This is a genomic window from Sulfuricurvum sp. (assembly GCF_031427015.1).
GTDB lineage: Bacteria > Campylobacterota > Campylobacteria > Campylobacterales > Sulfurimonadaceae > Sulfuricurvum.
Window position 1 is genome coordinate 448,020 of the sequence record NZ_JASJOW010000003.1, and the last position, 23,707, is coordinate 471,726.

The 23,707-nt window shown below is 42.5% G+C and carries 23 protein-coding genes; 14 read left to right on the forward strand and 9 right to left on the reverse strand.

Annotated elements, in window-relative coordinates; genetic code table 11:
• The first annotated feature begins 172 nt into the window (after positions 1-172).
• Both RMO68_RS07515 and RMO68_RS07520 read left to right on the forward strand, forming a co-directional pair.
• A complete protein-coding gene (locus RMO68_RS07515; RefSeq protein WP_310440106.1) occupies positions 173-1,666 on the forward strand; it encodes a SulP family inorganic anion transporter in 1,494 nt (497 codons plus the stop codon).
• 54 nt (positions 1,667-1,720) lie between these two features.
• Complete coding sequence (locus tag RMO68_RS07520) at positions 1,721-3,316, forward strand: cation:proton antiporter (RefSeq protein ID WP_310440107.1); 1,596 nt, start codon at positions 1,721-1,723, stop codon at positions 3,314-3,316.
• Between the two features lie 7 nt (positions 3,317-3,323).
• Here the strand turns inward: RMO68_RS07520 and RMO68_RS07525 are convergent, their stop codons facing one another.
• Genes RMO68_RS07525 through RMO68_RS07540 form a run of 4 tightly spaced genes read right to left on the reverse strand, consistent with a single transcriptional unit; the run spans position 3,324 to position 5,246 of the window.
• On the reverse strand, positions 3,324-3,560 hold the full coding sequence (locus tag RMO68_RS07525; protein ID WP_310440108.1) for a thioredoxin family protein: 237 nt from the start codon (positions 3,558-3,560) through the stop codon (positions 3,324-3,326).
• Positions 3,561-3,568: 8 nt separating this feature from the next.
• A complete protein-coding gene (locus RMO68_RS07530; protein WP_310440109.1) occupies positions 3,569-4,519 on the reverse strand; it encodes a permease in 951 nt (316 codons plus the stop codon).
• A gap of 2 nt (positions 4,520-4,521) precedes the next feature.
• Positions 4,522-4,926, reverse strand: coding sequence for an arsenate reductase ArsC (locus tag RMO68_RS07535; protein WP_310440110.1), 405 nt, complete (start codon positions 4,924-4,926; stop codon positions 4,522-4,524).
• Positions 4,923-5,246 (reverse strand): metalloregulator ArsR/SmtB family transcription factor, encoded by a 324-nt coding sequence (locus RMO68_RS07540; RefSeq protein WP_310440111.1) that lies wholly within the window; start codon positions 5,244-5,246, stop codon positions 4,923-4,925. The genes RMO68_RS07535 and RMO68_RS07540 overlap by 4 nt, the downstream gene beginning before the upstream one ends.
• A 111-nt stretch (positions 5,247-5,357) precedes the next feature.
• Here RMO68_RS07540 and RMO68_RS07545 point away from each other — a divergent pair, with 111 nt between their 5' ends.
• Together RMO68_RS07545 and RMO68_RS07550 are read left to right on the forward strand one after the other, a co-directional pair.
• Positions 5,358-5,795 carry an arsenate reductase ArsC gene (locus RMO68_RS07545; protein WP_310440112.1) on the forward strand — a complete coding sequence of 146 codons (438 nt, stop codon included), beginning with the start codon at positions 5,358-5,360 and terminating at the stop codon, positions 5,793-5,795.
• Entirely contained in the window at positions 5,792-7,045 is a 1,254-nt protein-coding gene (locus tag RMO68_RS07550) for an arsenic transporter (RefSeq protein WP_310440113.1), read from the forward strand. The genes RMO68_RS07545 and RMO68_RS07550 overlap by 4 nt, the downstream gene beginning before the upstream one ends.
• Here the strand turns inward: RMO68_RS07550 and RMO68_RS07555 are convergent.
• The 3 genes from RMO68_RS07555 to RMO68_RS07565 form a co-directional block, all read right to left on the reverse strand.
• A complete protein-coding gene (locus RMO68_RS07555) occupies positions 7,037-8,299 on the reverse strand; it encodes an ArsS family sensor histidine kinase (protein WP_310440114.1) in 1,263 nt (420 codons plus the stop codon). The two genes, RMO68_RS07550 and RMO68_RS07555, sit on opposite strands and share 9 nt — an antisense overlap.
• Positions 8,292-8,960: a response regulator transcription factor gene (locus RMO68_RS07560; RefSeq protein WP_310440115.1), complete on the reverse strand. Its 669-nt coding sequence runs from the start codon at positions 8,958-8,960 to the stop codon at positions 8,292-8,294. The genes RMO68_RS07555 and RMO68_RS07560 overlap by 8 nt, the downstream gene beginning before the upstream one ends.
• 61 nt (positions 8,961-9,021) lie before the next feature.
• Positions 9,022-9,669, reverse strand: a complete 648-nt coding sequence (locus tag RMO68_RS07565) for an EF-hand domain-containing protein (RefSeq protein WP_310440116.1) — start codon at positions 9,667-9,669, stop codon at positions 9,022-9,024.
• 147 nt (positions 9,670-9,816) lie between these two features.
• Here RMO68_RS07565 and RMO68_RS07570 point away from each other — a divergent pair, with 147 nt between their 5' ends.
• Entirely contained in the window at positions 9,817-10,731 is a 915-nt protein-coding gene (locus tag RMO68_RS07570; protein ID WP_310440117.1) for a cation diffusion facilitator family transporter, read from the forward strand.
• 3 nt (positions 10,732-10,734) lie between these two features.
• On the opposite strand, the gene lolA is transcribed toward RMO68_RS07570, so the two are convergent.
• Positions 10,735-11,253, reverse strand: a complete 519-nt coding sequence (gene lolA / locus RMO68_RS07575) for a LolA-like outer membrane lipoprotein chaperone (RefSeq protein ID WP_310440118.1) — start codon at positions 11,251-11,253, stop codon at positions 10,735-10,737.
• 118 nt (positions 11,254-11,371) lie between these two features.
• On the opposite strand from lolA, the gene secA reads away from it, so the two are divergent.
• From secA to RMO68_RS07615, 8 genes are all read left to right on the forward strand, one after another.
• Complete coding sequence (secA, locus tag RMO68_RS07580) at positions 11,372-13,939, forward strand: preprotein translocase subunit SecA (RefSeq protein ID WP_310440119.1); 2,568 nt, start codon at positions 11,372-11,374, stop codon at positions 13,937-13,939.
• Complete coding sequence (locus RMO68_RS07585; RefSeq protein WP_310440312.1) at positions 13,933-15,132, forward strand: ABC transporter permease; 1,200 nt, start codon at positions 13,933-13,935, stop codon at positions 15,130-15,132. Before secA ends, RMO68_RS07585 begins: the two co-directional genes overlap by 7 nt.
• A 104-nt stretch (positions 15,133-15,236) precedes the next feature.
• A complete protein-coding gene (locus RMO68_RS07590; protein ID WP_310440120.1) occupies positions 15,237-15,644 on the forward strand; it encodes a DUF1924 domain-containing protein in 408 nt (135 codons plus the stop codon).
• Between the two features lie 15 nt (positions 15,645-15,659).
• A complete protein-coding gene (locus RMO68_RS07595) occupies positions 15,660-16,196 on the forward strand; it encodes a diheme cytochrome c (protein WP_310440121.1) in 537 nt (178 codons plus the stop codon).
• A 19-nt stretch (positions 16,197-16,215) separates the two neighbouring features.
• Positions 16,216-17,319, forward strand: a complete 1,104-nt coding sequence (locus RMO68_RS07600; RefSeq protein ID WP_310440122.1) for a cytochrome b/b6 domain-containing protein — start codon at positions 16,216-16,218, stop codon at positions 17,317-17,319.
• Positions 17,320-17,330: 11 nt separating this feature from the next.
• A complete protein-coding gene (locus tag RMO68_RS07605; protein ID WP_310440124.1) occupies positions 17,331-17,705 on the forward strand; it encodes a Spy/CpxP family protein refolding chaperone in 375 nt (124 codons plus the stop codon).
• The gene (locus RMO68_RS07610) at positions 17,698-18,369 is read left to right on the forward strand and encodes a response regulator transcription factor (protein ID WP_310440125.1); all 672 of its coding nucleotides are present in this window, start codon (positions 17,698-17,700) and stop codon (positions 18,367-18,369) included. The genes RMO68_RS07605 and RMO68_RS07610 overlap by 8 nt, the downstream gene beginning before the upstream one ends.
• 3 nt (positions 18,370-18,372) lie before the next feature.
• Positions 18,373-19,575, forward strand: coding sequence for an ArsS family sensor histidine kinase (locus RMO68_RS07615; protein ID WP_310440126.1), 1,203 nt, complete (start codon positions 18,373-18,375; stop codon positions 19,573-19,575).
• A 1-nt stretch (position 19,576) separates the two neighbouring features.
• Here the strand turns inward: RMO68_RS07615 and RMO68_RS07620 are convergent, their stop codons facing one another.
• Positions 19,577-22,735, reverse strand: coding sequence for an AsmA-like C-terminal domain-containing protein (locus tag RMO68_RS07620; protein WP_310440127.1), 3,159 nt, complete (start codon positions 22,733-22,735; stop codon positions 19,577-19,579).
• On the opposite strand from RMO68_RS07620, the gene mltG reads away from it, so the two are divergent.
• On the forward strand, positions 22,719-23,609 hold the full coding sequence (gene mltG, locus RMO68_RS07625) for an endolytic transglycosylase MltG (RefSeq protein WP_310440128.1): 891 nt from the start codon (positions 22,719-22,721) through the stop codon (positions 23,607-23,609). The two genes, RMO68_RS07620 and mltG, sit on opposite strands and share 17 nt — an antisense overlap.
• The last annotated feature ends 98 nt before the right edge of the window (positions 23,610-23,707 follow it).

A 23,707-nucleotide genomic window follows, 5' to 3' on the forward strand; every position in this document is an offset into this window, starting at 1 on the left:
ACAAGTTTAGCACTTTTAGCGACTCTTCAACTGTTTTTAAGTAAAGTATCAAAATTCAAACTGACAATGCACCTCCTATTCTGCCACATGTTCGAAATCCTCTGTTTCGTTGTTTAGGCTTCTCTCCCCATATGGAACGGATTTTGTACAGTCATTTCAAAATGGAGTCACTATGCTGATTTTATCTCCAAAACAAGAGTGGTTCGGGAACATTCGCGGCGATATTCTTGCCGGAATCGTCGTCGCTCTTGCCCTTATTCCTGAATCGATCGCTTTTTCAATCATCGCAGGCGTTGATCCCAAAGTGGGACTGTACGCTTCGTTTTGTATCGCGGCGGTCATTGCATTCGTCGGCGGGCGTTCGGGGATGATCTCAGCTGCAACAGGAGCGATGGCATTACTTATGGTAACCCTCGTAAAAGAACACGGATTAGAGTACCTGATGGCGGCAACCCTTTTAACCGGGGTATTGCAAATAGTAGCGGGATATTTGAAACTCGGTTCATTGATGAGTTTTGTCTCCCGTACCGTCGTGATCGGTTTTGTGAACGCATTGGCAATTTTGATTTTTATGGCACAACTTCCCGAACTCACCAATGTTACGTGGCATGTTTATGCGTTAACAGCGGCGGGGCTTGGAATCATCTATCTCTTTCCGTATGTCCCAAAGTTGGGAACGTTGATTCCTTCACCGCTTGTAACCATTATTGTCCTAACCGCTGTGACGGTAGCTCTGGGAATCGATGTTCGCACGGTCGGCGATATGGGTGCACTTCCCGATACGTTGCCGATCTTTTTATGGCCGGATGTTCCACTTAATTTTGAGACGTTGGCGATTATATTTCCTTATTCGGCTGCATTGGCGGCGGTAGGTTTGCTCGAATCGTTTATGACGGCAACGATCATCGATGATATGACCGATACCGACAGCGACAAAAACCGTGAAGCCAAAGGGCAGGGGATCGCTAATATCGCCAGCGGATGTATGGGGGGGATGGCAGGATGTGCGATGATCGGTCAATCGGTCATCAATATTAAATCAGGGGGACGAGGGCGGCTCTCGACGCTTGTAGCCGGAGTTCTATTACTCATTATGGTTGTTTTTATGTCAGATTTGATCTCCATCATCCCGATGGCGGCATTGGTTGCGGTGATGATTATGGTCTCCATCGGGACATTTAATTGGGCTTCGATCAAAGGGCTGAAAACCTTGCCTCTTTCGACCAATGTCGTTATGCTCTCAACCGTCTTTGTTGTTGTAGGAACCCATAATCTCGCCCTCGGTGTCTTTACGGGGGTACTTCTCGCATCGCTATTTTTTGCCAATAAAATCAGCCATTTTATGTATTGGGACAAATCATTTGAAGAGACAAGCAGTACCCGTATCTATAAATTTATCGGTCAGATTTTCTTTAACTCTGCCGATCGTTTTGCCGATGCGTTCGATTACAAAGAGGAAGTCAAAAATGTTATTATTGATGTGTCCCGTGCCCACTTTTGGGATATAACCGCTGTCTACGCTCTCGATAAAGCAGTGATTAAACTGCGTAATATGGGGAAAGAGGTAGACGTTGTGGGGCAGAATGAAGCAACCCGTACTATTATTGACCGTTTCGGTATTCATGATAAACCAGCAGAAATTGAAAAAGTGATGGGTGGGCATTAATAACATTCATATATTTGCGTTACAATAACCAAAAAAATTAAGGGCAGTGGTAGCGTGCTAACGATTATTGTAACCACATTGCTGTTGTCACTCCTGATCAATATTTTTATCCGTAAAATTCATCTCCCTACGATTATTGGATACATTCTAACAGGAACGATCATAGCGTATGCATTTGATCTTCATGATGCAGTCGGAAATCATGATCTTAAAGAGATTGCTGAATTTGGGGTTGTATTTTTGATGTTTACCATCGGGCTGGAGTTTTCGGTAGCACATTTAAAACGGATGAAACATGAAGTATTTGTTACGGGGACGTTGCAAATTCTTCTAACTTCCTCTGTTATTTTTGCGGTGGCCTATTACGGTTTAAAATTCGATCAAAACTCAGCATTTATTATCTCTCTTGTAATCGCCCTCTCTTCGACCGCTATCGTCCTAAAACTATTAAATGAAAGCGGTGAGATAAACCGCCGGCATGGACAGCGATCACTGGGAATTTTGATTATGCAAGATATTGCCGTTATTCCGATTTTGCTTATTATCGGATTTATGAGCAGCAGTTCGAATGACATATCCTCGCTATTGCAGGATATGCTGATAAGTGCGGTGATTTTATTAGCATTTTTATGGGCATTCGGAAAGCATATACTGGAGCCTTTTTTAACCCAAATCCTAAAAACAAATTCGGATGAACTTTTTGTCGGAAGTGTTCTGTTTTTGGCGATAGGGGCATCGTATCTAGCCCATATTCTCGGATTTTCTTACTCTTTGGGTGCTTTTATCGCGGGTATGCTGATTGCCGAAACGAAATATAAACATCAAGCAGAAGCTGATCTAATCCCTTTTCGAGATTTGCTTCTCGGGATCTTTTTTATCACCGTAGGGATGCAGATAGATTTTTTCCTACTTGTGGCTCAATTGCATATTGTATTGTTGCTGTTATTAGGTGTCATGGTGTTGAAATTTATCATCATTTTCGCTCTGATACGAATAGATGAAAGTAAAAGAGTTAGCCTAAAAACAGCTCTAAGTCTTATACAAATAGGGGAATTTTCATTGGCAATTTTGGAGCTGGCACGATCGAACGATCTGATTGCACAGCCCTACAGTCAAGTATTGATTGCAACGATTATTTTATCGATGATTGTTACTCCTGTCATTTTAAAACATTTAACCCCCCTAACCGATATATTGATAAAAAAAGAGGATGAAAATATTCCCAATGAATTCTTTTCGGACGAGCTAAAGGATCACACGATTATTTTAGGCTTTGGAGAGTTTGGACGCAACGTTGCTAGAGCACTCAAAGAAAAAGGTGAATTCTATCTTGCGATCGAAAACAACATCAACACGTTTCATGAGATTCAAAAGATGGGAGAGCCGGCTATTTTCGGTAATGCACTCAAAAAAGAGGTGCTAAAAAAAGCCAATATTAAGTTCGCGAAATACGTAATCGTGGCTATCGATAATCCCGCAAAGCTCTATCACGTATGCCAGACTATAGAGCAGTTTGTCGATAACTCCAAAATAATCGTAAAAGTACATACGCAGCATGAGAAAAATATTATTTCAGAACTTGGGATCACCAACATTATCATTGAAAATGATGTGATGAGTCAACAGGTATCTCAGCTTATTATTGAGTAATGAGCTTTTAGTGTACTTTGATTAGATCGACGATTTCGGCGACACTGAGGAGTTTTCCGGTACTGACTACTTTACCGTCGATAACGAGTCCGGGGGTACTCATGACACCATACTCCATGATCTTCATAATGTCTTCAATCTTTTCGATCTGAGCGAACATTCCGCTAAGTGCCACCGCTTGTTTCGTTGATTCTTCGAGGGCTTTGCATTTAGAACATCCTGTCCCTAAAATTTCAATTTTCATATTAACTCCTATAAAATTGTGTTAAATAAATATCCGACGCCCATAATCCCCAGCGTCACGGTACCGAAAAAGATGGCGATGAGTTTGAGGCTCATCACCCGCTTGAGGATCATCGCTTCAGGGAGGGAGAGGGCGGTGATCGCCATCATAAACGATAACGCCGTCCCCAGAAGCATCCCTTTAGAGGTGAGCACTTCGATGAGGGGCATCACCCCTGCGGCGTTGGAATACATCGGAACCCCTAGAAGTGTCGCTAGAGGTACGGCAAACGGGTTGTCTCCGCCTGCGATAGAGGTGATAAATTCGGTCGGAACATAGCCGTGTATAAAAGCTCCCACTCCGACACCGACCAAAACATAGAGCCAAATTTTACGAAGAATATCCAATGTGTACTCTTTTGCATCGATCAGACGTGTTTTAAATGCTATCACCCGATTTTCGGCACGAATTTCCCCCTCTATCGGTTTGACCTCGATGAGAACCTCTTTCTCTAATCCGAGCCTTCCGATAATGATACCGCCGATAATCGCCACCAGTAAACCAAACCCGATGTACAGCGCCGTTATTTTCCAGCCAAATATCCCAAAGAGCATTGCGATAGCGATTTCGTTGTTAAGCGGAGCGGAGATAAGAAAGCTAAATGTCACTCCCAGCGGTATCCGTGCTTGCAAAAAGCCCAAAAAGAGGGGAATCGCCGAACATGAGCAAAATGGGGTAATAATCCCGAACAATGCCGCGAGGACATTCCCCGTATACTCATGCTTTTTACTGAGATATTCCCGTACTTTTTCGGTGGAGAAATACGAACGGAGTAAGGTTACGATAAATATAATAACAATGAGTAAAAAGAGGATTTTAACCGTATCGTAGATAAAAAAGTTGAGGGCATCTGAGAGCTTCTCTCCCTGAGGTAGTTGAAGCCATTCATATATGAAGAAATTGACGCTCTCCTGCCACATGATCAGTCACACAACTCGGATTGAATAATCGGCAATAGTGTTTCTTCGATGAGAGCGAGTGTTTTTGCGTATTCTTCGACTGCTTTATCGCTTGGGTCTTCGAATGCGACATGGATCGTTTTTACCGCTTTAGGGAACATCGGACAGGTCTCATGCGCATGATCACAGACCGTGACGACGAGATCGAAGGGCGTATCGATCACGGTATCGATTACTTTGGAGTGGTATTCGCTTCTCCAATACCCTTTTTCTTCCAACAATGCTTGTGCGTTTGGATTTACTTTTCCGCTCGCTTTGACGCCTGAGCTTTGTGCAAATACACAATCTCCCATTTTAGCGTTAATAAGGGCTTCAGCCATGATCGAGCGGCAGCTGTTACCGGTGCAGAGGATAAGGACATTTTTCATAATTTACAGTCTCCTGTTTCGGATATTTTAATAAGTGGAGGGAGTTCAATCCCAAGACATCGGATTTCAGCCAACGCTTCGCTTCGGAAACGGTCAAGCGGAGAACGTATAGAATAATACGCCCACGTACCGCACCGATCAACCCGTAAAAACCCCCCGTCTTTGAGGATTTTCAAATGGCGTGAAAGACGCGATTGGATCATACCTAACGAAGATTGCAAATCGCATACACACAATGGCCCGTATCGGTCCAAAAATGCCAGTAATTTAATTCGTGTTTCGTCATTGAGTGCGGATATTGTCTCTGAAAAGATTTCCATAATCACCTCCGTTAAACGTATTGTAGCGAAACTGTAATAATATATCAAGATATATTGATTTAATAAAAAATTAGTGTTATGATGTTGTCACTAAAACACAAGGGGCTTTCCATGTTAAAAGTTTTGTTCGTATGTATTCACAACAGTGCAAGGAGCCAAATGGCGGAAGCTTTCTTTAATCAATACGCTCAAGCAGGTGACAGTGCTGAGAGCGCAGGGATAGAACCCGGTAAGTTAAATGCTTATGTTGTCCGTGCAATGGGAGAAAAAGGGTTTGATATTTCCGGAAATGAAACCAAAGGGGTATTTAACCTCTACAAAGAGGGACGTACTTACAGTCATATCATCACAGTGTGCGATGCCGAAGCAGCTCAACGATGTCCTATCTTCCCCGGTATCAGCCGCATCATTATGTGGAGCTTTCCTGATCCGTCTACCTTTGTCGGTTCGGATGAGGAGATTATGGAGCAAGTACGCGGTGTCCGTGATACAATTGAAGCTAAAGTACAGGCATTCATTGCCAATCCTCTTGCAGAGAATACCTTATGATTTTACCCGTTTCACTCTTTTTAGCTACCTTACTTTTTATTATCTGGCAACCGCGAGGGTTACAGATCGGTACCACGGCGGTAATCGGTGCCGCTTTAGCAGTGATTCTTGGAGTCGTGAGCCTAGGTGATGTATGGACGGTAACTTCCATTGTCTGGGATGCGACGTTAGCCTTTATCGGAATCATTCTCCTTTCGATGGTGCTTGATGAGATTGGATTTTTCGAGTGGGCGGCACTGAAAATGGCGCGTCTCTCACACGGTAACGGGAATCTCATGTTTATCTATTTGATGATCCTCGGAGCGCTCGTTTCGGCTTTTTTTGCCAATGACGGTGCGGCATTGATCCTTACGCCTATTATTTTGGCCAAGATGAAATATCTGAAAATGAACCCCGTAGCAATGTTTGCCTTTTTGATGGCAGGTGGATTTATCGGCGACAGTGCTTCCAATCCTCTCGTCATCTCTAACCTCACCAACATCGTGACGGCGGGATACTTCCAAATAGGTTTTTGGGAATACGCGCGAACAATGTTTCTCCCGAATATCCTTAGTATCATCGCCTCTATCGTCGTATTGTGGTTATTTTTTCGTAAAGACATCCCGAAGCATATCGATGTCGAAAACCTCGCCACACCTGAATCGGCGATCAAAAATCTGACCATGTTCCGTCTTAGCTGGTGGTTCTTGGGATTACTCATGGTAGGCTATTTTATCGGGGATGCGTATCATCTCCCTATCTCGGTGTTTGCCCTCGGCGGTGCTTTGGTATTCCTAGCCATCGCAACCTACTTTAAAGCGACAAAACCGATTATGACGATCAAAGCGGCACCGTGGCAGGTGGTGTGGTTTAGTATCGGGCTTTACGTCGTCGTCTACGGTCTGAAAAACGGCGGATTAACGACCTATCTCGCAGGGGTGATTATCGAGCTTCAGAGTATGGGGAACGTCTATGCCGTGATCGGGACGGGCTTTCTCTCCGCGATCCTCAGCTCGGTGATGAACAATATGCCGACTATTATGATTATGGACATCGCGATTGAGCAAGCAGGGAACAGCGCATTGGCGTATGCCAACATCATCGGATGTAACCTCGGACCTAAAATGACCCCGATCGGATCGCTCGCGACCCTTCTTTGGCTTCATGTTTTGGCGCAAAAAGGGGTCAAGATCGGATGGGGTGAATATATGAAAGTAGGGTTGGTGATTACCCCGCCGGTCTTATTGGTGGCATTGCTGGGGCTAGTGTAATACAATCCGAAAACAGTTAACGCCTAAATTATATCGATATTCAAAAGTAAAGCCGTGTTTTTGGAGTATGGAATGGGTTATATAGAGTCCCAAACCAAGCCCCGTCATGGTACTCTCATAGGTACGGTTGAAGGGTTTTGAAAAGTTTTGGTTCTCTTCGCTCAGAGGATCTCCGACACTGCATATTTCGATTGCATGGCTTAAAATAGTGAGGATCGGCTTCGAATTGGAATATTTGAGTGCATTGTCCAAAATATTTTTCATGGCGATAGCAAAAAGCTCAAAATCGACATTGATAATGAGTGCAGATTCTTCCCCTTTTATCGTTATGTTTTTCTTTTCACACAATAAGATATCGCAGGTATGATCGAGAAGATCGACAAAGCGGTACTCTTGCAAGTTTAAGTGCCATTCGCCGCTGTTGAAACGCTCCATACGAGAAAACTCTCCCAATAAATAGTCCATACGATCAAAGATGCGTTTCAATCGCTCTTTTTCAGTTGATTCTCCAATGCAATCAGCGGTGAGCGACCCTTTCATAATCGGGGTTTTAAGTTCATGGAGAATATTACGCAAAAAGAGAGAGCGTGCTTCTTTCATGGAAGCAATCTTTTCCAATACAAGGTTAAATTCCTGAGTGATTTGAGAAACTTCATCGTCTCCGTTGATGAGAACATTAAGTCGGGTATCCCCCTCTTTAAAATGGATAATCGCATTTTTCAAACGATGCAGGGGGAGTAATTTTTGTAAAATGTAGCTAAAAAAGAGCAACAACAAGAGATCAATTGCCAGCATTACTACCCAAAACGGCAAGGAAGAGGGTACTTTCGTATCTTCAAGAACGGTATTGAAATGTTTAGGCGGAGGGAACCGTCCACCCATTGGGGGCGGAAAATTATCGAAAAACGGAGGTCGTCCCCCCGGGAAAAATTTGGGTGGAGGAGTTTTAATAAAATAAATTCTTTTTTGATATTCGATTATTTTTCCAAAAGGAAAGACCGACAAATCTTTCCCGTTGGTGCGGAGAAAGTCCGGTGATAGCGGGGAAATTTCAACCATCAGTTGCTTGAGCTCGGGATCAAATTTTCCAAGCGGATGATGGATAAGCCTCTCGGCCAAGGCAAAACGCTGCATACGATCGGATTCTTGTTCTTTTATAAAATGTTGATGGGCAAACCAAAAAAGAGCATTAATAATGGCAAAAATTAGAAGAAAGAAGAGGGCAATCAGACGTATAAGGGAGCGATTATTCATTGACAAATTTATATCCCACACCACGCACAGAGACTATGTAGCGAGGGTTTTTAGGATCATCACCGATTTTTTGACGAATTCGTCCCATGATAACGTCGATACTTTTAAGACTGCTTTCGTATTTAATAGAACCGATATTCATGAGCAGTTCTTCGCGTGAAATGGCGAATCGATCTTTTTGAATCATGTAGGAGACAATATCGTACTCGGCTTGGGTGAGACGAAGAGGTGCATTATCGCGGGTTATTTCGTGCCGCTCTTCATCCACTTCAAACGGAGATAGTTTTTTATTCATCGTCGGATGGAGTCTACGCATAATGGCATCAATTCGAAAAATCAATTCCTGAGGATCATACGGTTTGGGGAGAAAATCGTCCGCACCGCGAGAAAATCCCATCATTTTATCCCGTATATCGGAGCGCGCCGAAGAGATAATAATCGGGATGGGACTCTCTTGGCGAATGAGACGGCAAATCTCCATCCCATCCATTTGCGGTAAAGAGAGATCCAGAACGAGCAGATCAAAGAGGTTGGTTTGGAAAAGACTTAATCCCTCTAGGGGAGTAGCGGCAACGGTAACTTCAATCTCATCCTTATAAAGGCGAGATTTTAGCAATTGTGCCAGTTCGACATCGTCTTCAATCATCAGTACATTAACCATCAAACGATTATATCGGGGAGAAAGTAAATAAAAAGTAACATGCCCGAGAGGGCATGGTCATTTAAGCGCTGATGCTTAAAAGGGAAGTAGAATTACTTGAAGAGGCATTACTGCCATAGTAGGAGAGAATTTTTTGCAGCATATCGTTGCGCATATTTTTAAATGCATCCTCGGTTGCTGTCTCTGTCGAGGCGGTACTTGTAGTCGTTTCCGAAGAAGCGGTTGTACTCTCTGAAGATTTCTCTTCAAACAAAGCCATAAACTCCTCAGAACTGATTGTTCCGTCTTGATTGGTATCCAAAGCAGAGAAAATCTCATTCGCACTTTCACTTTCCGAGGAAGAGGATGATGATTCACTCGGCGGTGGTGGAGGCGGCATTCCGCCAGGAGGTGGAGGTGGCATTCCCCCTTCACTTTCCCCCTGAGAGTGTTCAGGCGGTTTCATGTTTTTAAGTGCCGCTACAAGCTCTTCGGTACTCATACTTCCGCTGCTGTCGGTATCGAGCAGAGAAAAGATATCGCCGGCACTTGAGTTGTTTGAAGCCGCAGTGGTAAATTCGCTAGAGCTAATAGCACCGTCACCATCTGTATCCATGCTGCTTAGCATCTCTTGAGCGATCTCTTCAAAACTCGGTTTTGACGTTTTTTCGGTAGAAGAGGTCGAAGAACCATATGACGTATACGAACTGTAATTCGTTCCGACTGTCATGGGAAACTCCTTATCAGGTGTAGCAAGAAAAAATTTCTTACTCAGTTGAAAGGATAATTTTTATACAGTAACTAATGGGTAACATAGATTCAGATTAAAGAAATTTGAGATAAAGTTTCTCAATTTTAATTATTGGGCAGTTATTACATGGACCACCATCACCACCATCATCATGATAGCGACATTAGCGGAGGCAAGCTTCTTTTTAGCGTTATCTTAAATCTTGTCATTACCGTTGCTCAATTTATCGGCGGAATACTCTCCGGTTCATTAGCATTGTTAAGTGATGCATTGCATAATTTTAGTGATGTGATGAGTCTCATCATCAGTTATTACGCCCACCGTCTCTCACATCGACCTCAAAATATCCGTCAAACGTTTGGATTCAAACGCGCTGAAATCCTTGCCGCATTGTTCAATGCTTCGGTATTGATTGCCGTTTCTGTTTATCTCATTATTGAATCGATTCAACGTTTTATTACGCCTCAAGCAGTAGAGTCGACATGGGTAATGGGATTAGCGGCTCTAGGAATAGTTGTGAACGGACTATCGGCATGGCTGCTTCATCGTGATGCAGGCAATAACCTTAATATCCGATCGGCCTATTTGCATCTTATGGGGGATTTGATGACCTCTTTTGCGGTGTTGGCAGGGGGTATTATGATCTATTTTTATGGGTTATATTGGATTGATCCGCTACTATCGTTACTGATTTCATTTTATCTTATCCGCTCATCCTACGGTATCGTTCGTGAATCAGGGGGGATGTTGATGCAGTTTTCACCGGATCACGTCTCTGTCGATGCAATTGTTGAAAAAGTAGAAGCATTTAAAAGTATTGAAGGTATCCACCATATTCATTTATGGCAATTAGACGATGAAACGGTTTTTCTTGAAGCACGGCTCAACTTTCACGAAGATTTGACATTAAGTGCCGCCAATGCAGTTGTTCATGAGCTTATGCATGCTCTTGAGGAAATCGGGATACATCACACAACATTTCAGTGTGAAGTAGGGAAAAACGGACGAAATAAAGTATTAGAGAGATGTGAGTATCATTAAGTATTAGCGATCTTTAATGACATCAAAATCTTCAGGAATAATCGGTTTGAATCGGTTTGCTTCTATGGCTTTGTTTTGAGCAGGGTTGATAAAGTGGATCGATACACGGTTCTCAAATCCGTCGGTATAGCTGATGGAGTTCAAAATATCATTTTTAAACATCACCGTATAGGTTTGCCCTTTGACCGTAGCCGAATATTTTTCATCGTCTACTTTTTTGGCTTTTTGAATAATTTGTAAAAAATCGATTTCATCATCAAGCATACGAAGGGTGACTTGCTCGATTGAGGGCTCAATTACGGTAATTTTTTGTCCATTGATATAAACACTTTTCTTGATCGGTTTTTGATACATCCAAAGGGCGTTTTGCGGCTTGCTTGCCCATAGCTCACCGTTATAAATAATCTTCTTTCCGTTATCGTCAATAATGGTTTGAACAAACTTTCCGTTAAAAGAGTTGATCTCTTTTGGAACCGCGTATAATGAGAGGGTAAGGGCAAACAAGAGGGGTAGAAAACGCACATAAAATCCTTCAACAGTATAATTATGACATTGTACCCTATGCACATTAACCAAAACAATAGATTTCGTATGCTAAAATCAGCGACTTTTTCAATACTGTTCATAATGAAGGTTTTTAATGCTCCAAACGTTCCTCGGCAAAATTTTCGGTACTAAGAATGATCACGAAATTAAAAAATATCTCAAACGTGTTATCCAAATCAATGAGCGAGAAGCCTATTTCTCAGGATTAAGCGACACAGAGCTCCAAGACGCATTTAGTGCACTAAAAGAGGCTGTTCAAAACCATACGAAAACCTTGGACGATGTCTTGGTCGATTCATTTGCCATTACCCGTGAAGCAAGTAAACGTGTTTTAGGTATGCGTCATTTTGATGTTCAGCTTATCGGCGGAATGGTTCTTCATGAGGGGCGCATCGCCGAAATGAAAACAGGAGAGGGAAAAACGCTCGTTGCCACCTTGCCTGTAATTCTTAATGCCATGATGGGCAAAGGGGTGCACGTCGTAACGGTCAATGATTATCTCGCAAATCGTGACGGATCGCAGATGTCTGAACTTTATTCTTTCTTGGGATATACGACGGGGATATTGGTTGAGAGCGGCTACAATCCGGCCAATAAACGAGAACAATACGCATGTGACATTACGTACGGTACGAATAACGAGTTCGGATTTGATTACCTTCGTGACAACATGACCTATTCGAAAGAGCATATGGTTCAACGAGGTCACGCCTACGTTATCGTGGATGAAGTGGATTCTATTTTGATCGACGAAGCGCGTACTCCGCTTATTATTTCCGGTCCTACCAATCGAACGCTTGAAAATTATACCCGTGCCGATGCCGTAGCCAAAGCACTTGTTATTGAAGAACACTTTACCGTCGATGAAAAAGACCGCCTCATCCTCATTACCGAAGAGGGGATAGCGCGTGCTGAGGAACTTTTTGGAGTAGATAACCTCTATAGTATCGAAAACTCGGCCCTTTCTCATCACCTTGACCAAGCGTTAAAAGCAAATTATATTTTTGAAGTCGATGTCGATTACGTCAATCAGGACGGACAAATCGTTATTGTTGATGAATTTACGGGTCGTCTCTCCGAGGGACGTCGTTATTCTGAGGGGCTGCATCAGGCGCTTGAAGCGAAAGAGGGGGTCATCATAAAAGAAGAGACCCAAACGCTTGCCGATATTACCTACCAAAACTATTTCCGTATGTATGGAAAAATTGGCGGTATGACGGGAACGGCACAAACCGAAGCAACTGAGTTTGCACAAATTTATAGTCTTGATGTTATCTCAATCCCTACCAATGTTCCCGTTATCCGTCAAGATTTAAACGATTTAATTTATAAAACGGAAGCCGAAAAATTTGAGGCAGTTATACTAAAAGTAAAAGAGTTGCATGCCAAAGGTCAGCCGATCTTGATCGGTACCGCATCGATTGAAAAGTCAGAAAAATTGCATGCACTTATAAAAGCCGAAAAAATTCCTCATACCGTATTGAATGCAAAAAATCATGCGCAAGAGGGTGAAATTATTAAAAATGCGGGTGAGAAGGGTGCTATCACGATTGCAACCAACATGGCGGGACGCGGGGTTGATATTAAAGTCAGCGATGAGATCAAAGCGCTCGGCGGTCTTTACATCCTCGGAACGGAGCGGCATGAAAATCGCCGTATCGACAATCAGCTTCGCGGACGAGCAGGGCGTCAAGGTGATCCGGGAACGTCTCAATTTTATCTTTCACTCGAAGATAATCTTCTCCGAATTTTCGGTTCCGATAAGATTAAATCGATCATGGAACGTTTGGGTGTAGAAGACGGTGAATATATCGAATCGGCTATGGTAACCCGTGCCGTTGAAAAAGCGCAGAAAAAAGTGGAAAACATGCACTTCGAAGGGCGTAAAAGTATCGTGGAATACGATGATGTCGCAAACGAACAGCGTAAAATTGTCTATAAATTCCGTGGAGAGTTGCTTGACCCTCAATACGCGATTGCGGATAAGATTAATCTTATCCGTGGTGAATACGTTAACCGTACGTTGGCATTTACCGGTATCTTTGACGGTATTAGCGAAGAAGAAATCGATTTAGAACGCCTTGTATTGACGATCAAAGAAGAGATGAATGCCGATATTGATACCAATCTTTTTGAAGAAAAATCTTTTGTTACGATTCACGATACCCTCCTTAACGCATTAAAAACTCAGTACGATGAAAAAATGTCGGTAGTCGATGAAAAACTACGCAGTGAAATCGAGCGCGAAATCTATCTGAAATCTCTTGATAGTGCATGGCGTGAGCATCTTTATCAAATGGACAGCATGAAAACGGGAATCCGTCTACGTGCGTATAACCAAAAAGATCCGTTGGTAGAGTATAAAAAAGAGAGCTACAATCTCTTCAGTGAGCTGGTGGAGACGATCAAATACGATACGATCAAAACATTGCACATTATCCGTTTCAAAGTCGAGAGTGTTGAAGAAGAGGCCGAAGCCTTTGCACGTCAACTTGAATTAGAAAAAAAGCAAGAAGCGATGAGAATGAGCCTCAATCATCAAGAGCATGAGAATGAAGAGAAAAAAGTTTCACGCAATGACGAATGCCCTTGCGGTAGCGGAATGAAATACAAAAATTGCTGCGGAAAATCAGGACCTAAAAAAGGGGTATTTGCATCTTGAATATCGTCTCTTTTCTTGTCAAACGATTTTTACGCTTTGACAAAGAGCAGCCTTTTATTTTCCTCTCTGCACTCCTTGCATTTTCGGGAATCGCTTTAGGGGTAATGGTACTTATCATTGCTATGGCACTTATGAACGGATTTGACAACGAGTTCAAAAAGAAGCTTACGGTGATGAACTATCCCCTTACGATTCAACCAAAATTTTTTGGAACATGCGATAGTGCACTTGTTGAGCAGCTTCGTGAAAAATTCCCTGAGCTCTCATTCAGCCCTTATGTAACGTCAGCTGTACTCTCCCGTAGCGGTGATCAGATGGAGGGGGGATATCTTTTCGGTGTTGATTTTGTACAAGAAGCAAAAGTTAACCGCATTGTCGCGGAAGGTTTGAGTGCCGGAGTCCCTCAAAAATTTGAAGTGATGGTGGGGCAAACGCTTAAAGAGCAGTTTATGCTAGAGAGTGGGGATAAACTTACCTATATTTTCACCCAAATGGAGCCGGGCGGGTTAGCGCTTACCCCTAAAATCAAACGTTTTGAAGTTGTGTCAACGTTTAACTCAGGACTCAGTGCGTATGATAAAGGGTTCTCCTATACCTCTTTGGAGTCACTACAGCGTATTTTGGGTATACCGGAAAACCTTTATGACGGTATCCATGTCCATTCTCCTAATCCTGAAGCCGATATTATCCGTCTTAGTGCGGTTTTACCTGATACCGTATCGATTCGCGGGTGGTGGGAAGATAACGGAAACTTTTTTGCGGCTCTTGAAATGGAGAAGATGGCACTCTTTATCGTATTAATGCTTATTATCTTGATTGCCGCGATTAATATAATCTCATCACTCCTGATGACCGTAATGAACCGAAGAAGTGAGATCGCACTTCTTATCTCACTCGGGGCGTCTAAAGCAGAGGTTAAAAAAATATTTTTGATCCTTGGGATCGTGATCGGCGTATTAGGAATTACGACGGGGGCTATTTTAGGCTTTTTAGGGATGTGGATTCTGGGAACTTTTGAAATTATTTCACTTCCTGCCGATGTCTATCCGACCTCTACGCTACCGCTTGATTTGAGTGTTATCGATTTCTTTTCTATCATTATCGGTGCGTTTGTTATCGTATTGCTCTCTGCATGGTATCCTGCGAAAAAAGCCTCCGAAGTGGATGTTCTGACCGTTTTACGGAACGAATAGTAAAAATAATATTTCTAATTGTCAAGAAAGTGTCAATAACATCACCGTGAACTATTGACATCTTTATCCTAACCTTTGAACATCAAAAGTTTAGGAGGCAGGTTATGAAATACCTCTCAATTGCATTACTCTTCTCAACGTCGCTGATGGCGGCATCCCCCGAAGTGGTTCAGTATATGAATGAACTTTCCAAAACGGCAAAAGCGCAAAACAGCTCATTCAGCGGATTTGATGTGTCTAGAGGTAAAGAGATTTTTACCTCGACCCATACGGGTAAACAAGGCAAACCGATGGCGTGTACCTCGTGTCATACTGTTAACCTCGCCAACGCCGGTAAAAACTCTCTAACGGGAAAAGTGATCGATCCGCTCTCTCCTCGCGCCAATCCTCAGCGTCTTACCAGTACCAAAGAGGTTACGAAATGGCTTAAACGCAACTTTATGGATGTGTATGCCCGTGAGGGAAGTGCACAAGAAAAAGGTGATGTTCTCACCTATATCATGAAAAATTAATCAAAAGGATACCCGATGACAAAAATAGTAAACCTTAGCGTTGCGGCGCTCTTATTAGCTGGCGGAGTTTATCTGTATGCGGATGAACACGAAGAGCATGAGCACAAACGTTCTGCCGTTGTCGCAAAACCGATGACTCCACAGGAAAAATCAACCGTTGCGTTGTATACCAAAGAGTGTGGAGCGTGCCATATGGCGTATCAGCCGCAGTTTTTGCCGAAACGTTCGTGGGATAAGACGATGAAGACGTTGGATAACCATTTTGGAACCGATGCTTCCCTGGATCCACAGGATCACAAAACCATTCAAAATTATTTGGCATCCCATGCGTCTAAAAACGATCAGGTAGTAGATGTGAGAGGTGCCGTAGCTCTACGGATATCTGAAACACCCTATTTTGTTCGTGAACATCGAGAAGTGACGAAAAAAATGGTGACACAGCCAGAGGTCAAAAGTTTCGCCAATTGTAATGCTTGTCATACTCAAGCACTCAATGGAAGCTACCGTGAACGTGAAATCCGTATCCCTAATTACGGACGCTGGGAAGATTGATAGGCTATAGGAGTCAACGATGAAACGCTTATATGTATGGACACTTCCTACTCGGATATTCCATTGGCTGTTTGTTGTAGGAATCGTAGCTGCTTGGATCAGCAGTGAAGAAGATCGATGGTTAAATACCCATGCTGCGATCGGGAGTACCATCGGTGTATTGGTACTCTTTCGGATCGTGTGGGGGGTAATAGGACCGAAATATTCCCGTTTTGGTGACTTTAATCTCTCTTTGGATGCGTTGAGGGAGTACCTCACCTCCCTTTTGAACCCCTCGCGTCGATATATCGGGCACAATCCGGCGGCAAGTTATGTGATGGTTGCGATGCTCATAACGGTAGTTCTTGCCACATTCAGCGGCATGATTGCCTATGGTGTTGCGGAAAACAGAGGTGTGTTGGCATTTTTGCATTCAGGGCTTTTTAGGGAGATGGAAGTATTTGAAGAGATTCACGAGTTTTTCGTCAATCTCTTATGGGTATTGATCGCGGCACATGTGGGGGGAGTGTTGGTTGATCGACTCTTGCACAAAGAGGATCGTACCCTCACCTCTATCATCGACGGACACAAAAATATGGAGGGGGAGAGTGCCGTTTTATCGTGGTACCAAAAAATACTCGCTGCTTTTGGTATCGGCGGTGCGATTGCACTTCTCATCTATGCTCTGAGCATACCGAATAACCCTATTGTCGCGGGGTACAATCAAAAGGTTGATTACGCAAAAATCAACCCCATTTTTGTCAATGAATGCGGTTCATGCCATACCCTCTATCTTCCGACGTTACTAGCGAAGGAGGGGTGGAGTAAATTGATGGGGGATTTATCGAACCATTTCGGCGATGATGCTTCGCTAGATCCCGCCGATGAGCAATCCATACGTGAGTATCTTTTGGCGCATTCGGCAGAAACCTCTACTCAGGAGATGTCATTCAAAATGCTGCAAAGCCTCGAAAAACGCGATATGATAGCAATAACACAAACCCCATTCTGGAAAAAAAGACACCGTCATATTTCCGAAGAGATTTTTAAAAGCGAAAAAGTAAAAAGTCGTGCAAACTGCAAAGCCTGCCATAGCGATGTAGAGCAGGGGAGAATCGAAGATAGCACGATTAAAGCGCTCTAAGTGAGGTTACCATGAAGTGGATTATAGTGTTGGCGATGTTCCTCTCCCTCTGCGCTTATGGGGATGACGATCATCATCGGTTTCCGATGGATCTGCATGATTTGGCTCTGACAAAGCAACAACTTCGGATCGTTGAAGAGGCGATGAAAGAGTACCAATATTCAAATCGCCGATTCCACCATCAAAGTAAAAAAGATCAAGAGGCACTCAATGCCCTGTTTTTAAGTTCGTCGTTTGATGCGGAAACTTTTCGAGCAAAAAGTTTGGAGAGGGAGAAAGCGTCGATTGCGATTCGGACTCGCTTACTTGAGAAGCTCCATAGTGTTTTGACCCCTGAGCAAAAACGTCGATACGTTCACCATCTGGAGGAGTGGGACAATGACTAGAAAAGTGCTTCTGATCGAAGACGATCTCCCACTCCAAGAGTTAATAAGCTCTTTTTTAACATCATACGACTTTGAGACAGCCGTGTATGCTGATCCGAAAGCCGCGTTAGCGTGTCTGTTGGAAACGAAAGAGGTGTTTGACATTGTCGTTTTGGATTTGATGTTACCGGGGATGGACGGGTTTGATGTTGCTAAAATGATCAAAAGCCGCCTTGACATCCCGATCATCATCTCCTCCGCACGAACCGACATCGGCAACAAAATCTATGGATACGATTTGGGTGCCGATGATTATCTCGATAAACCGTATGAACCTCGCGAGTTGGTGCTCCGTATTGAAGCGGTACTGCGCCGATACAGTCGAAAAAACGAGCTGGTCGTATCGGACTTTACGATTGATGAATCGAACAAATCACTCATGATGGAGGGGTATCCGATCGATTTAACACGGATTGAATTCGATATATTTCTCCTGTTGCTCAAACATCGCGGTAAAAATCTCTCACGTGACCAAATCATCGGCTCTTTGGGGCTTGGTGACGATACAAAACACCGCACTATCGATATGCACATCAGTAATATTCGCCTTAAAATCGGCGATGATGCCAAAGAACCCCGCTACATCAAATCGGTGTGGGGCATCGGCTACAAGTTTATGGGTTAACATATGTCCATTTTTACCAAAATCACCCTTTTATTTCTCATCAGTCTTACCCTTATGGTGGGTATCGGGTACAAGATTGATACGATCAATACCGAAAAATACGAAGCGATTGTTCTGCAAAAATACCTTCTCGACGGTCGTAAGATATTCAGATGGATGGCGACATCGACCGCCGATGAGCTAAAAGATGAATTTCGGACACTGAATCTGGTGAAAATCGCTCCCGTAACACCCAAAAAAGTCCTTATGCGCCAGTCGCATACGTTTGGACTGATTGAAATTTTCAAAGATGAAAAGAGCGAATATATCCTCCACATCCGCTATATCGATGATGATATTTTTCTTCGGGACACAACCCTCCAAGAATTGCTCAGAGAGGGGTGGATTCTCAACGCATTGGTAGTCGCCGACATGGTTGTTTTGGCGGTGATATTTGTTCTGATTTTACGTATGTTATCCCCTTTGAACTCAATTACGGGAAGTATGCGCCGTTTTGCCCTCGGAGAGTATCACAGCCGAAGCACCATCACCTCTCATGATGAGATAGGGGAGGTGGCACGAAGCTATAACGATATGGCACGAACCATTGAGAATATGATCCTCTCACGTGAAGAGTTATTGCGTGATGTCGGCCACGAACTGCGAACCCCCATTGCACGTGGGATGTTTGCCCTAGAAGAGGTTGAGGAATCAAGCGCACGTGAGACACTAAAACACTCATTCAAAGAGCTCGATCAGCTGACACGTGAACTTTTGGAGATTGAAAAGCTCCAAGCAACCGATACGATGCAATCAACGCCGTTCACCGTTGAAACACTCGTTATGGAAGCACTTTCGAAACTCTATATCGATGATGAATCGAAGATTGTGGTCAAAATCAATGATAATTTTACGTTGAGAGGGGACTTGCACTACCTATCGTTAGCACTCAAAAATCTCCTTGATAACGCGTTGAAATACGCCGATCAATTTCCGATCCTTTTGGATGTGGATTCTAATCGTATCAGTGTACTCAATCACGGGAAGCCGCTCGAAAAAGAGTTCAACTATTTTCTCACCCCCTTTACCCGTCAGGAACGCTCACGCTCCTCTGAGGGGTTTGGTCTGGGGCTGAATATAGTCAGTAAGATCATATCAAAACACGGATATACACTTGAATACACTTATGAGAATTCTCGACACTGTTTTTCGATCCTTGTGAAATAGATTACTTTTCTTTTTTATCGTCCATCATCCATAAAAACGGATAGACCAGCGTTCGTTTGAGAATGTTGAAAGGGGCGGTTACAATCTCTTTTGCAATAGCGGTATCGATCTTGGGATCATCGAGCTTTCCACTAATGGTAAGTGTTGTTGCAAGAGACCCATCATCTCCGAGTAAAATGTACCCTACCATCGGCACTTTTCCAAGAGCAGAACCTAAATCGGTTTTGAGGGTTAAAATGCCGTCAAGCTGATTGGAATTAAAATCGGCACGACCTGTCCCCGTGATTTTCATTTCAGGGGAGTTAAGGGTAAAATTATCTACCGAAACAACCCCTTTTTGATAGGCAAAATGAGCGTACCCCTCATTCACGGGTAGCCCTTTAGAATTATAATTCGGAAGTGAGAAAGTAGCTAAAGAGGGGACGGTATTAACAAATGCCAATACATTATTTAAAACTTTATAATCTTTGAGTATGGTGTTTTCAACCCTCATTAATCCATCAAACGAATCGGTTTTTCCTTTGGCTTGGAATGAAAAGTTCCCTCCGCTGAAATCACTGAGGGCAAAGAGATGCCCCATGAATTTATCATTAAATCCTACTCCGTCGATTGAAAAAAGATTATTTCTAATCTTGAGGACGGCCGATCCATCCATATGGCGTAGCGTTGCATCAAAATTATCATTATTTACCGTTGCATCAAGGGTATCGGCAACAATTTTTCTCCCTTTCATCAGATATAAATAGGAGTTTGTAGCATGAATTCGGATAGGGAGAGAGGCATCTGTTTTGGAAGAGACGTCATTTTTGTCCGTATGCTCAGAAAGAAATTTAAAGAGTACCGGAATATTAATCCCCGTATTATTGCCTCTGATGTAGAGATCAGTAGGTGTTTGGCTGATTACCAAACGGTCATTTACCCGTATGCTTGAGGTATCATCCTGATGTGTTCCGCTAAATCGATAATGAGAAATAGGAACATCATTGAGTACCATAAGCGGATAAAGATAGTCTATCTCTCCATTAAAATGAAAAAGAGAACTTTTCCCCGTATAGTAGAGATTCAGATAGCCGTTGTTTATGTTATAGCGTCTTAAAATAGGGGATTTATTGGAGAGCAGTGAGATATCACCCAACCCGATTTTCCATCCATTTAAAACGGTAGTGAAATGTGCTTTTAGTGTCGGAGCATCAATACGAATCGTATCATTTTGAGTATTGATGATAAGATCTAGAGACTCTTTTGATTCGATAATAGGGATCATTTTAGGTGATAACGGAACCATATTACTCAGCCGAATAGCCCCTTTTTCAGTATCCATACGATACATCCCGCTAAAACGTCCTTTAAAAAGATCTCCAAAAACCGTATCAATTTGATCAAAGGTTATAAGATCATTTTTAAAGGTGGCATTAAAAGGGGAGATCAATAGGGGAAGTTTATGCACAGACCAAGCCGAAGGCTCTTTAATAGTGATTTTAGCCGTTTCATTGATGTAGTGCATATCGACATCAAACGGAGCGTTTTGGAGTTTTATTTCTCCCAATTTAAACTCTTGTAAACGGAGCTTTAGATCGGTTCTCTTTTCACTGCCGTTAAAGGTAGCGTTGATGGTTCCTTTAATATTTTTAGAAATACTAAAAGGGATGGATTGGATCGTCGCGAAGGCACGTCGATAATCAAACGGTGCACGAAAACCCTCTATGGTCAGTTTTTCTCCCGCAAGATTCCAATTGGACTTATTGACATTGAGGATATCTCCCTCCGGTGCAATAATATAAGTAACCCTCAACGGATCACGAGTATCGAAAAGAGCTAGATTTTTCTCCAGAGGAGTAACGGCGTAGGCGTTTATAGAGACGATACCTCTCTCACTAGAGGCATCATATTCCCCATCAACACGTGCATGTGCAATATCTTCTCCGTAATGGGCAATAAAGTTCTCAAAAATAACATGATTTCGGTCAACTTTGACAATCCCGCCTTGTGTTTCAAGTGGAATTTTATCAAGAAGGATTTCAGATTCACTAGGGAGAAATACCCCTTTTACAGTGGTCTCTAAATCATACAAATTGATAGATAGATGCAAATCAACCTTGCATTCGCCTTTGTTCTGCTTGATCGGTAAATGAATGTCATAAAAATCCAAAAGGGCTAAAATAGGATCATTTAATCTACCTTTATCGGTTTTGATATAGGCGTCAAGCATGGTATGGGGTGTCGTAAAATCAATGACCACGTGGCTTTGCTGTGTCGGAAGAGAATAAAAAGTACCGCTTCTAGGAAATATATGGAGTTTCCCTTTTACTAAGTGTAAATCAATTTGAGGCGCATAAATAGGTTCAAAGCCGAGTGCAAACGTATACGCACCCTCAAGTACCGTAGCATCGGCAATAAGTGTTGTGAGTAATTCTTCGGGCTTATCATAATGAAAGACCCCCTCAAAGCGATTAAGTTGAATAGAAGATGCTTTAGCATACTCGACAATCCACGGGGTCACTTCAGGGTCCATATGTAAAAAATCGATAAGAGGTTTAACGCTCACCAGCACTCCATTTGTTTTAGCACTAAAACGAAGCGTATCGGTATCACCGAAAAAAGAGAATTCTATACGCGGGGTTTGAGGGAGCGTGAGCGAAATATTTGAAATAAGATGTTGGTTGGCTAGATTAATATATAAATTAGCCGAAATGTTAGAATCGTCAATTATTAATTCGGGCAATGAGAGGCGAAATTCTTTTTCATCAATGAGAAAATTTCCGCTGCTTGCCCCTAACGTTATTTTCCCAAGTTCGTTTTTACGATAAAGTAAAGATCCGCGATACCCTTTATATTGAATGATATCTATTTGAATGGAATCGATCCAAACCTTCGTAATATTAATAATGCGGGGCAATCTTGAAAGTGGTTCCAGAGTTAGAGGGGTATCGTCATCGGCAAGATCGGTAAAATCGATTTTTGAAGCTTTTATATGGAGGGCTTTGTCCCATTTTAGGTATAATTTCTCAACTTTGACCCCACCTAAGGTGAGATAGTCAATACGCAAACCTTCTAATAAAGTGATAAATATGAAAAAACCGAGAAAAAAAGTAAAGAGTAAAAAAAGTAGAACACTTTTGTGGGTTTTCGGAATAATTTTGGTGATGATTGTATCTTTCATGACCTACCTGCTCACTAGCGTTACATCACCTAAAATCGTCTATATACCGCAAGGTTCCGTCTTTAAAAGTATATCACACCTCCAAAGCGAAGGGGTAAATCTTTATAAAATCGATGCATTTATTTTACGAATATTAGGTAAGCCTCAACAGGGATGGATCGATATAAAAGAAGAAAAAATGTCTCGTTTATCCTATTTGTACCGTCTCACTACCGCCAAAGCCGCAACACGAGTGATTACGCTGATTCCGGGAGAAACAAGTACCGTTTTTCTTCAACAGCTTTCCGAAACACTCTCGCTTGATCGAGAGCAGCTAAGATCGGCATATGAAAAACATGCCCCTTATAAAGAGGGAAATTTTGTCCCCGATACGTATAGTATTCCAAACGGAATAAGTGAAGAAGATTTGATTTTACATCTCCTAAATGAATCTGAGAAGAAGATGCAAAGCTGGGCAAAAGAGTATAATAAAGAGTACAACAGAGAAAAATGGTTACAAATTGTAACAAAAGCCTCCGTAATACAGAAAGAGGCAGCATCTCTTAGCGATATGCCTTATGTAAGCTCCGTAATCGATAATCGGATAAAAGAGGGGATGCGTTTGCAAATGGACGGGACACTTAATTACGGTGAATTCTCTCATCAAAAAGTTACGGCTCGTCGCATTAGAACCGATAGAACTCCCTATAATACGTATAAAAACAAAGGTTTACCGCAATATCCCGTATGTAATGTTTCCAAAGAAGCCATTGACGCCGCACTCAACCCTACACAGACGGATTACCTCTATTTCGTACGAGGTAAAAATGGAGAGCATATCTATAGTAGTTACTTTTCTACACACCGTAAAAACATAGTAAATGCTACAAAATGAAACATAATTGGAACTTCTTCTCCCGTTTAGAGCGTTAAATTGAAAAAAACACTTGCGAGAGTGTTATGATGCTCGTATAAAAAAAATGACAGGAGAAC

What these genes read in the sequence shown, in the direction of transcription:
- RMO68_RS07515 (WP_310440106.1), top strand. Translation starts at nt 173, where the DNA reads ATGCTGATTTTATCTCCAAAACAAGAGTGGTTCGGGAACATTCGCGGC.
- RMO68_RS07525 (WP_310440108.1), bottom strand. Translation starts at nt 3,560, where the DNA reads ATGAAAATTGAAATTTTAGGGACAGGATGTTCTAAATGCAAAGCCCTC.
- RMO68_RS07530 (WP_310440109.1), bottom strand. Translation starts at nt 4,519, where the DNA reads ATGTGGCAGGAGAGCGTCAATTTCTTCATATATGAATGGCTTCAACTA.
- RMO68_RS07535 (WP_310440110.1), bottom strand. Translation starts at nt 4,926, where the DNA reads ATGAAAAATGTCCTTATCCTCTGCACCGGTAACAGCTGCCGCTCGATC.
- RMO68_RS07540 (WP_310440111.1), bottom strand. Translation starts at nt 5,246, where the DNA reads ATGGAAATCTTTTCAGAGACAATATCCGCACTCAATGACGAAACACGA.
- RMO68_RS07545 (WP_310440112.1), top strand. Translation starts at nt 5,358, where the DNA reads ATGTTAAAAGTTTTGTTCGTATGTATTCACAACAGTGCAAGGAGCCAA.
- RMO68_RS07550 (WP_310440113.1), top strand. Translation starts at nt 5,792, where the DNA reads ATGATTTTACCCGTTTCACTCTTTTTAGCTACCTTACTTTTTATTATC.
- RMO68_RS07555 (WP_310440114.1), bottom strand. Translation starts at nt 8,299, where the DNA reads ATGAATAATCGCTCCCTTATACGTCTGATTGCCCTCTTCTTTCTTCTA.
- RMO68_RS07560 (WP_310440115.1), bottom strand. Translation starts at nt 8,960, where the DNA reads ATGGTTAATGTACTGATGATTGAAGACGATGTCGAACTGGCACAATTG.
- RMO68_RS07565 (WP_310440116.1), bottom strand. Translation starts at nt 9,669, where the DNA reads ATGACAGTCGGAACGAATTACAGTTCGTATACGTCATATGGTTCTTCG.
- RMO68_RS07570 (WP_310440117.1), top strand. Translation starts at nt 9,817, where the DNA reads ATGGACCACCATCACCACCATCATCATGATAGCGACATTAGCGGAGGC.
- secA (WP_310440119.1), top strand. Translation starts at nt 11,372, where the DNA reads ATGCTCCAAACGTTCCTCGGCAAAATTTTCGGTACTAAGAATGATCAC.
- RMO68_RS07590 (WP_310440120.1), top strand. Translation starts at nt 15,237, where the DNA reads ATGAAATACCTCTCAATTGCATTACTCTTCTCAACGTCGCTGATGGCG.
- RMO68_RS07595 (WP_310440121.1), top strand. Translation starts at nt 15,660, where the DNA reads ATGACAAAAATAGTAAACCTTAGCGTTGCGGCGCTCTTATTAGCTGGC.
- RMO68_RS07600 (WP_310440122.1), top strand. Translation starts at nt 16,216, where the DNA reads ATGAAACGCTTATATGTATGGACACTTCCTACTCGGATATTCCATTGG.
- RMO68_RS07605 (WP_310440124.1), top strand. Translation starts at nt 17,331, where the DNA reads ATGAAGTGGATTATAGTGTTGGCGATGTTCCTCTCCCTCTGCGCTTAT.
- RMO68_RS07610 (WP_310440125.1), top strand. Translation starts at nt 17,698, where the DNA reads ATGACTAGAAAAGTGCTTCTGATCGAAGACGATCTCCCACTCCAAGAG.
- RMO68_RS07615 (WP_310440126.1), top strand. Translation starts at nt 18,373, where the DNA reads ATGTCCATTTTTACCAAAATCACCCTTTTATTTCTCATCAGTCTTACC.
- mltG (WP_310440128.1), top strand. Translation starts at nt 22,719, where the DNA reads ATGATTGTATCTTTCATGACCTACCTGCTCACTAGCGTTACATCACCT.
- RMO68_RS07620 (WP_310440127.1), bottom strand. Translation starts at nt 22,735, where the DNA reads ATGAAAGATACAATCATCACCAAAATTATTCCGAAAACCCACAAAAGT.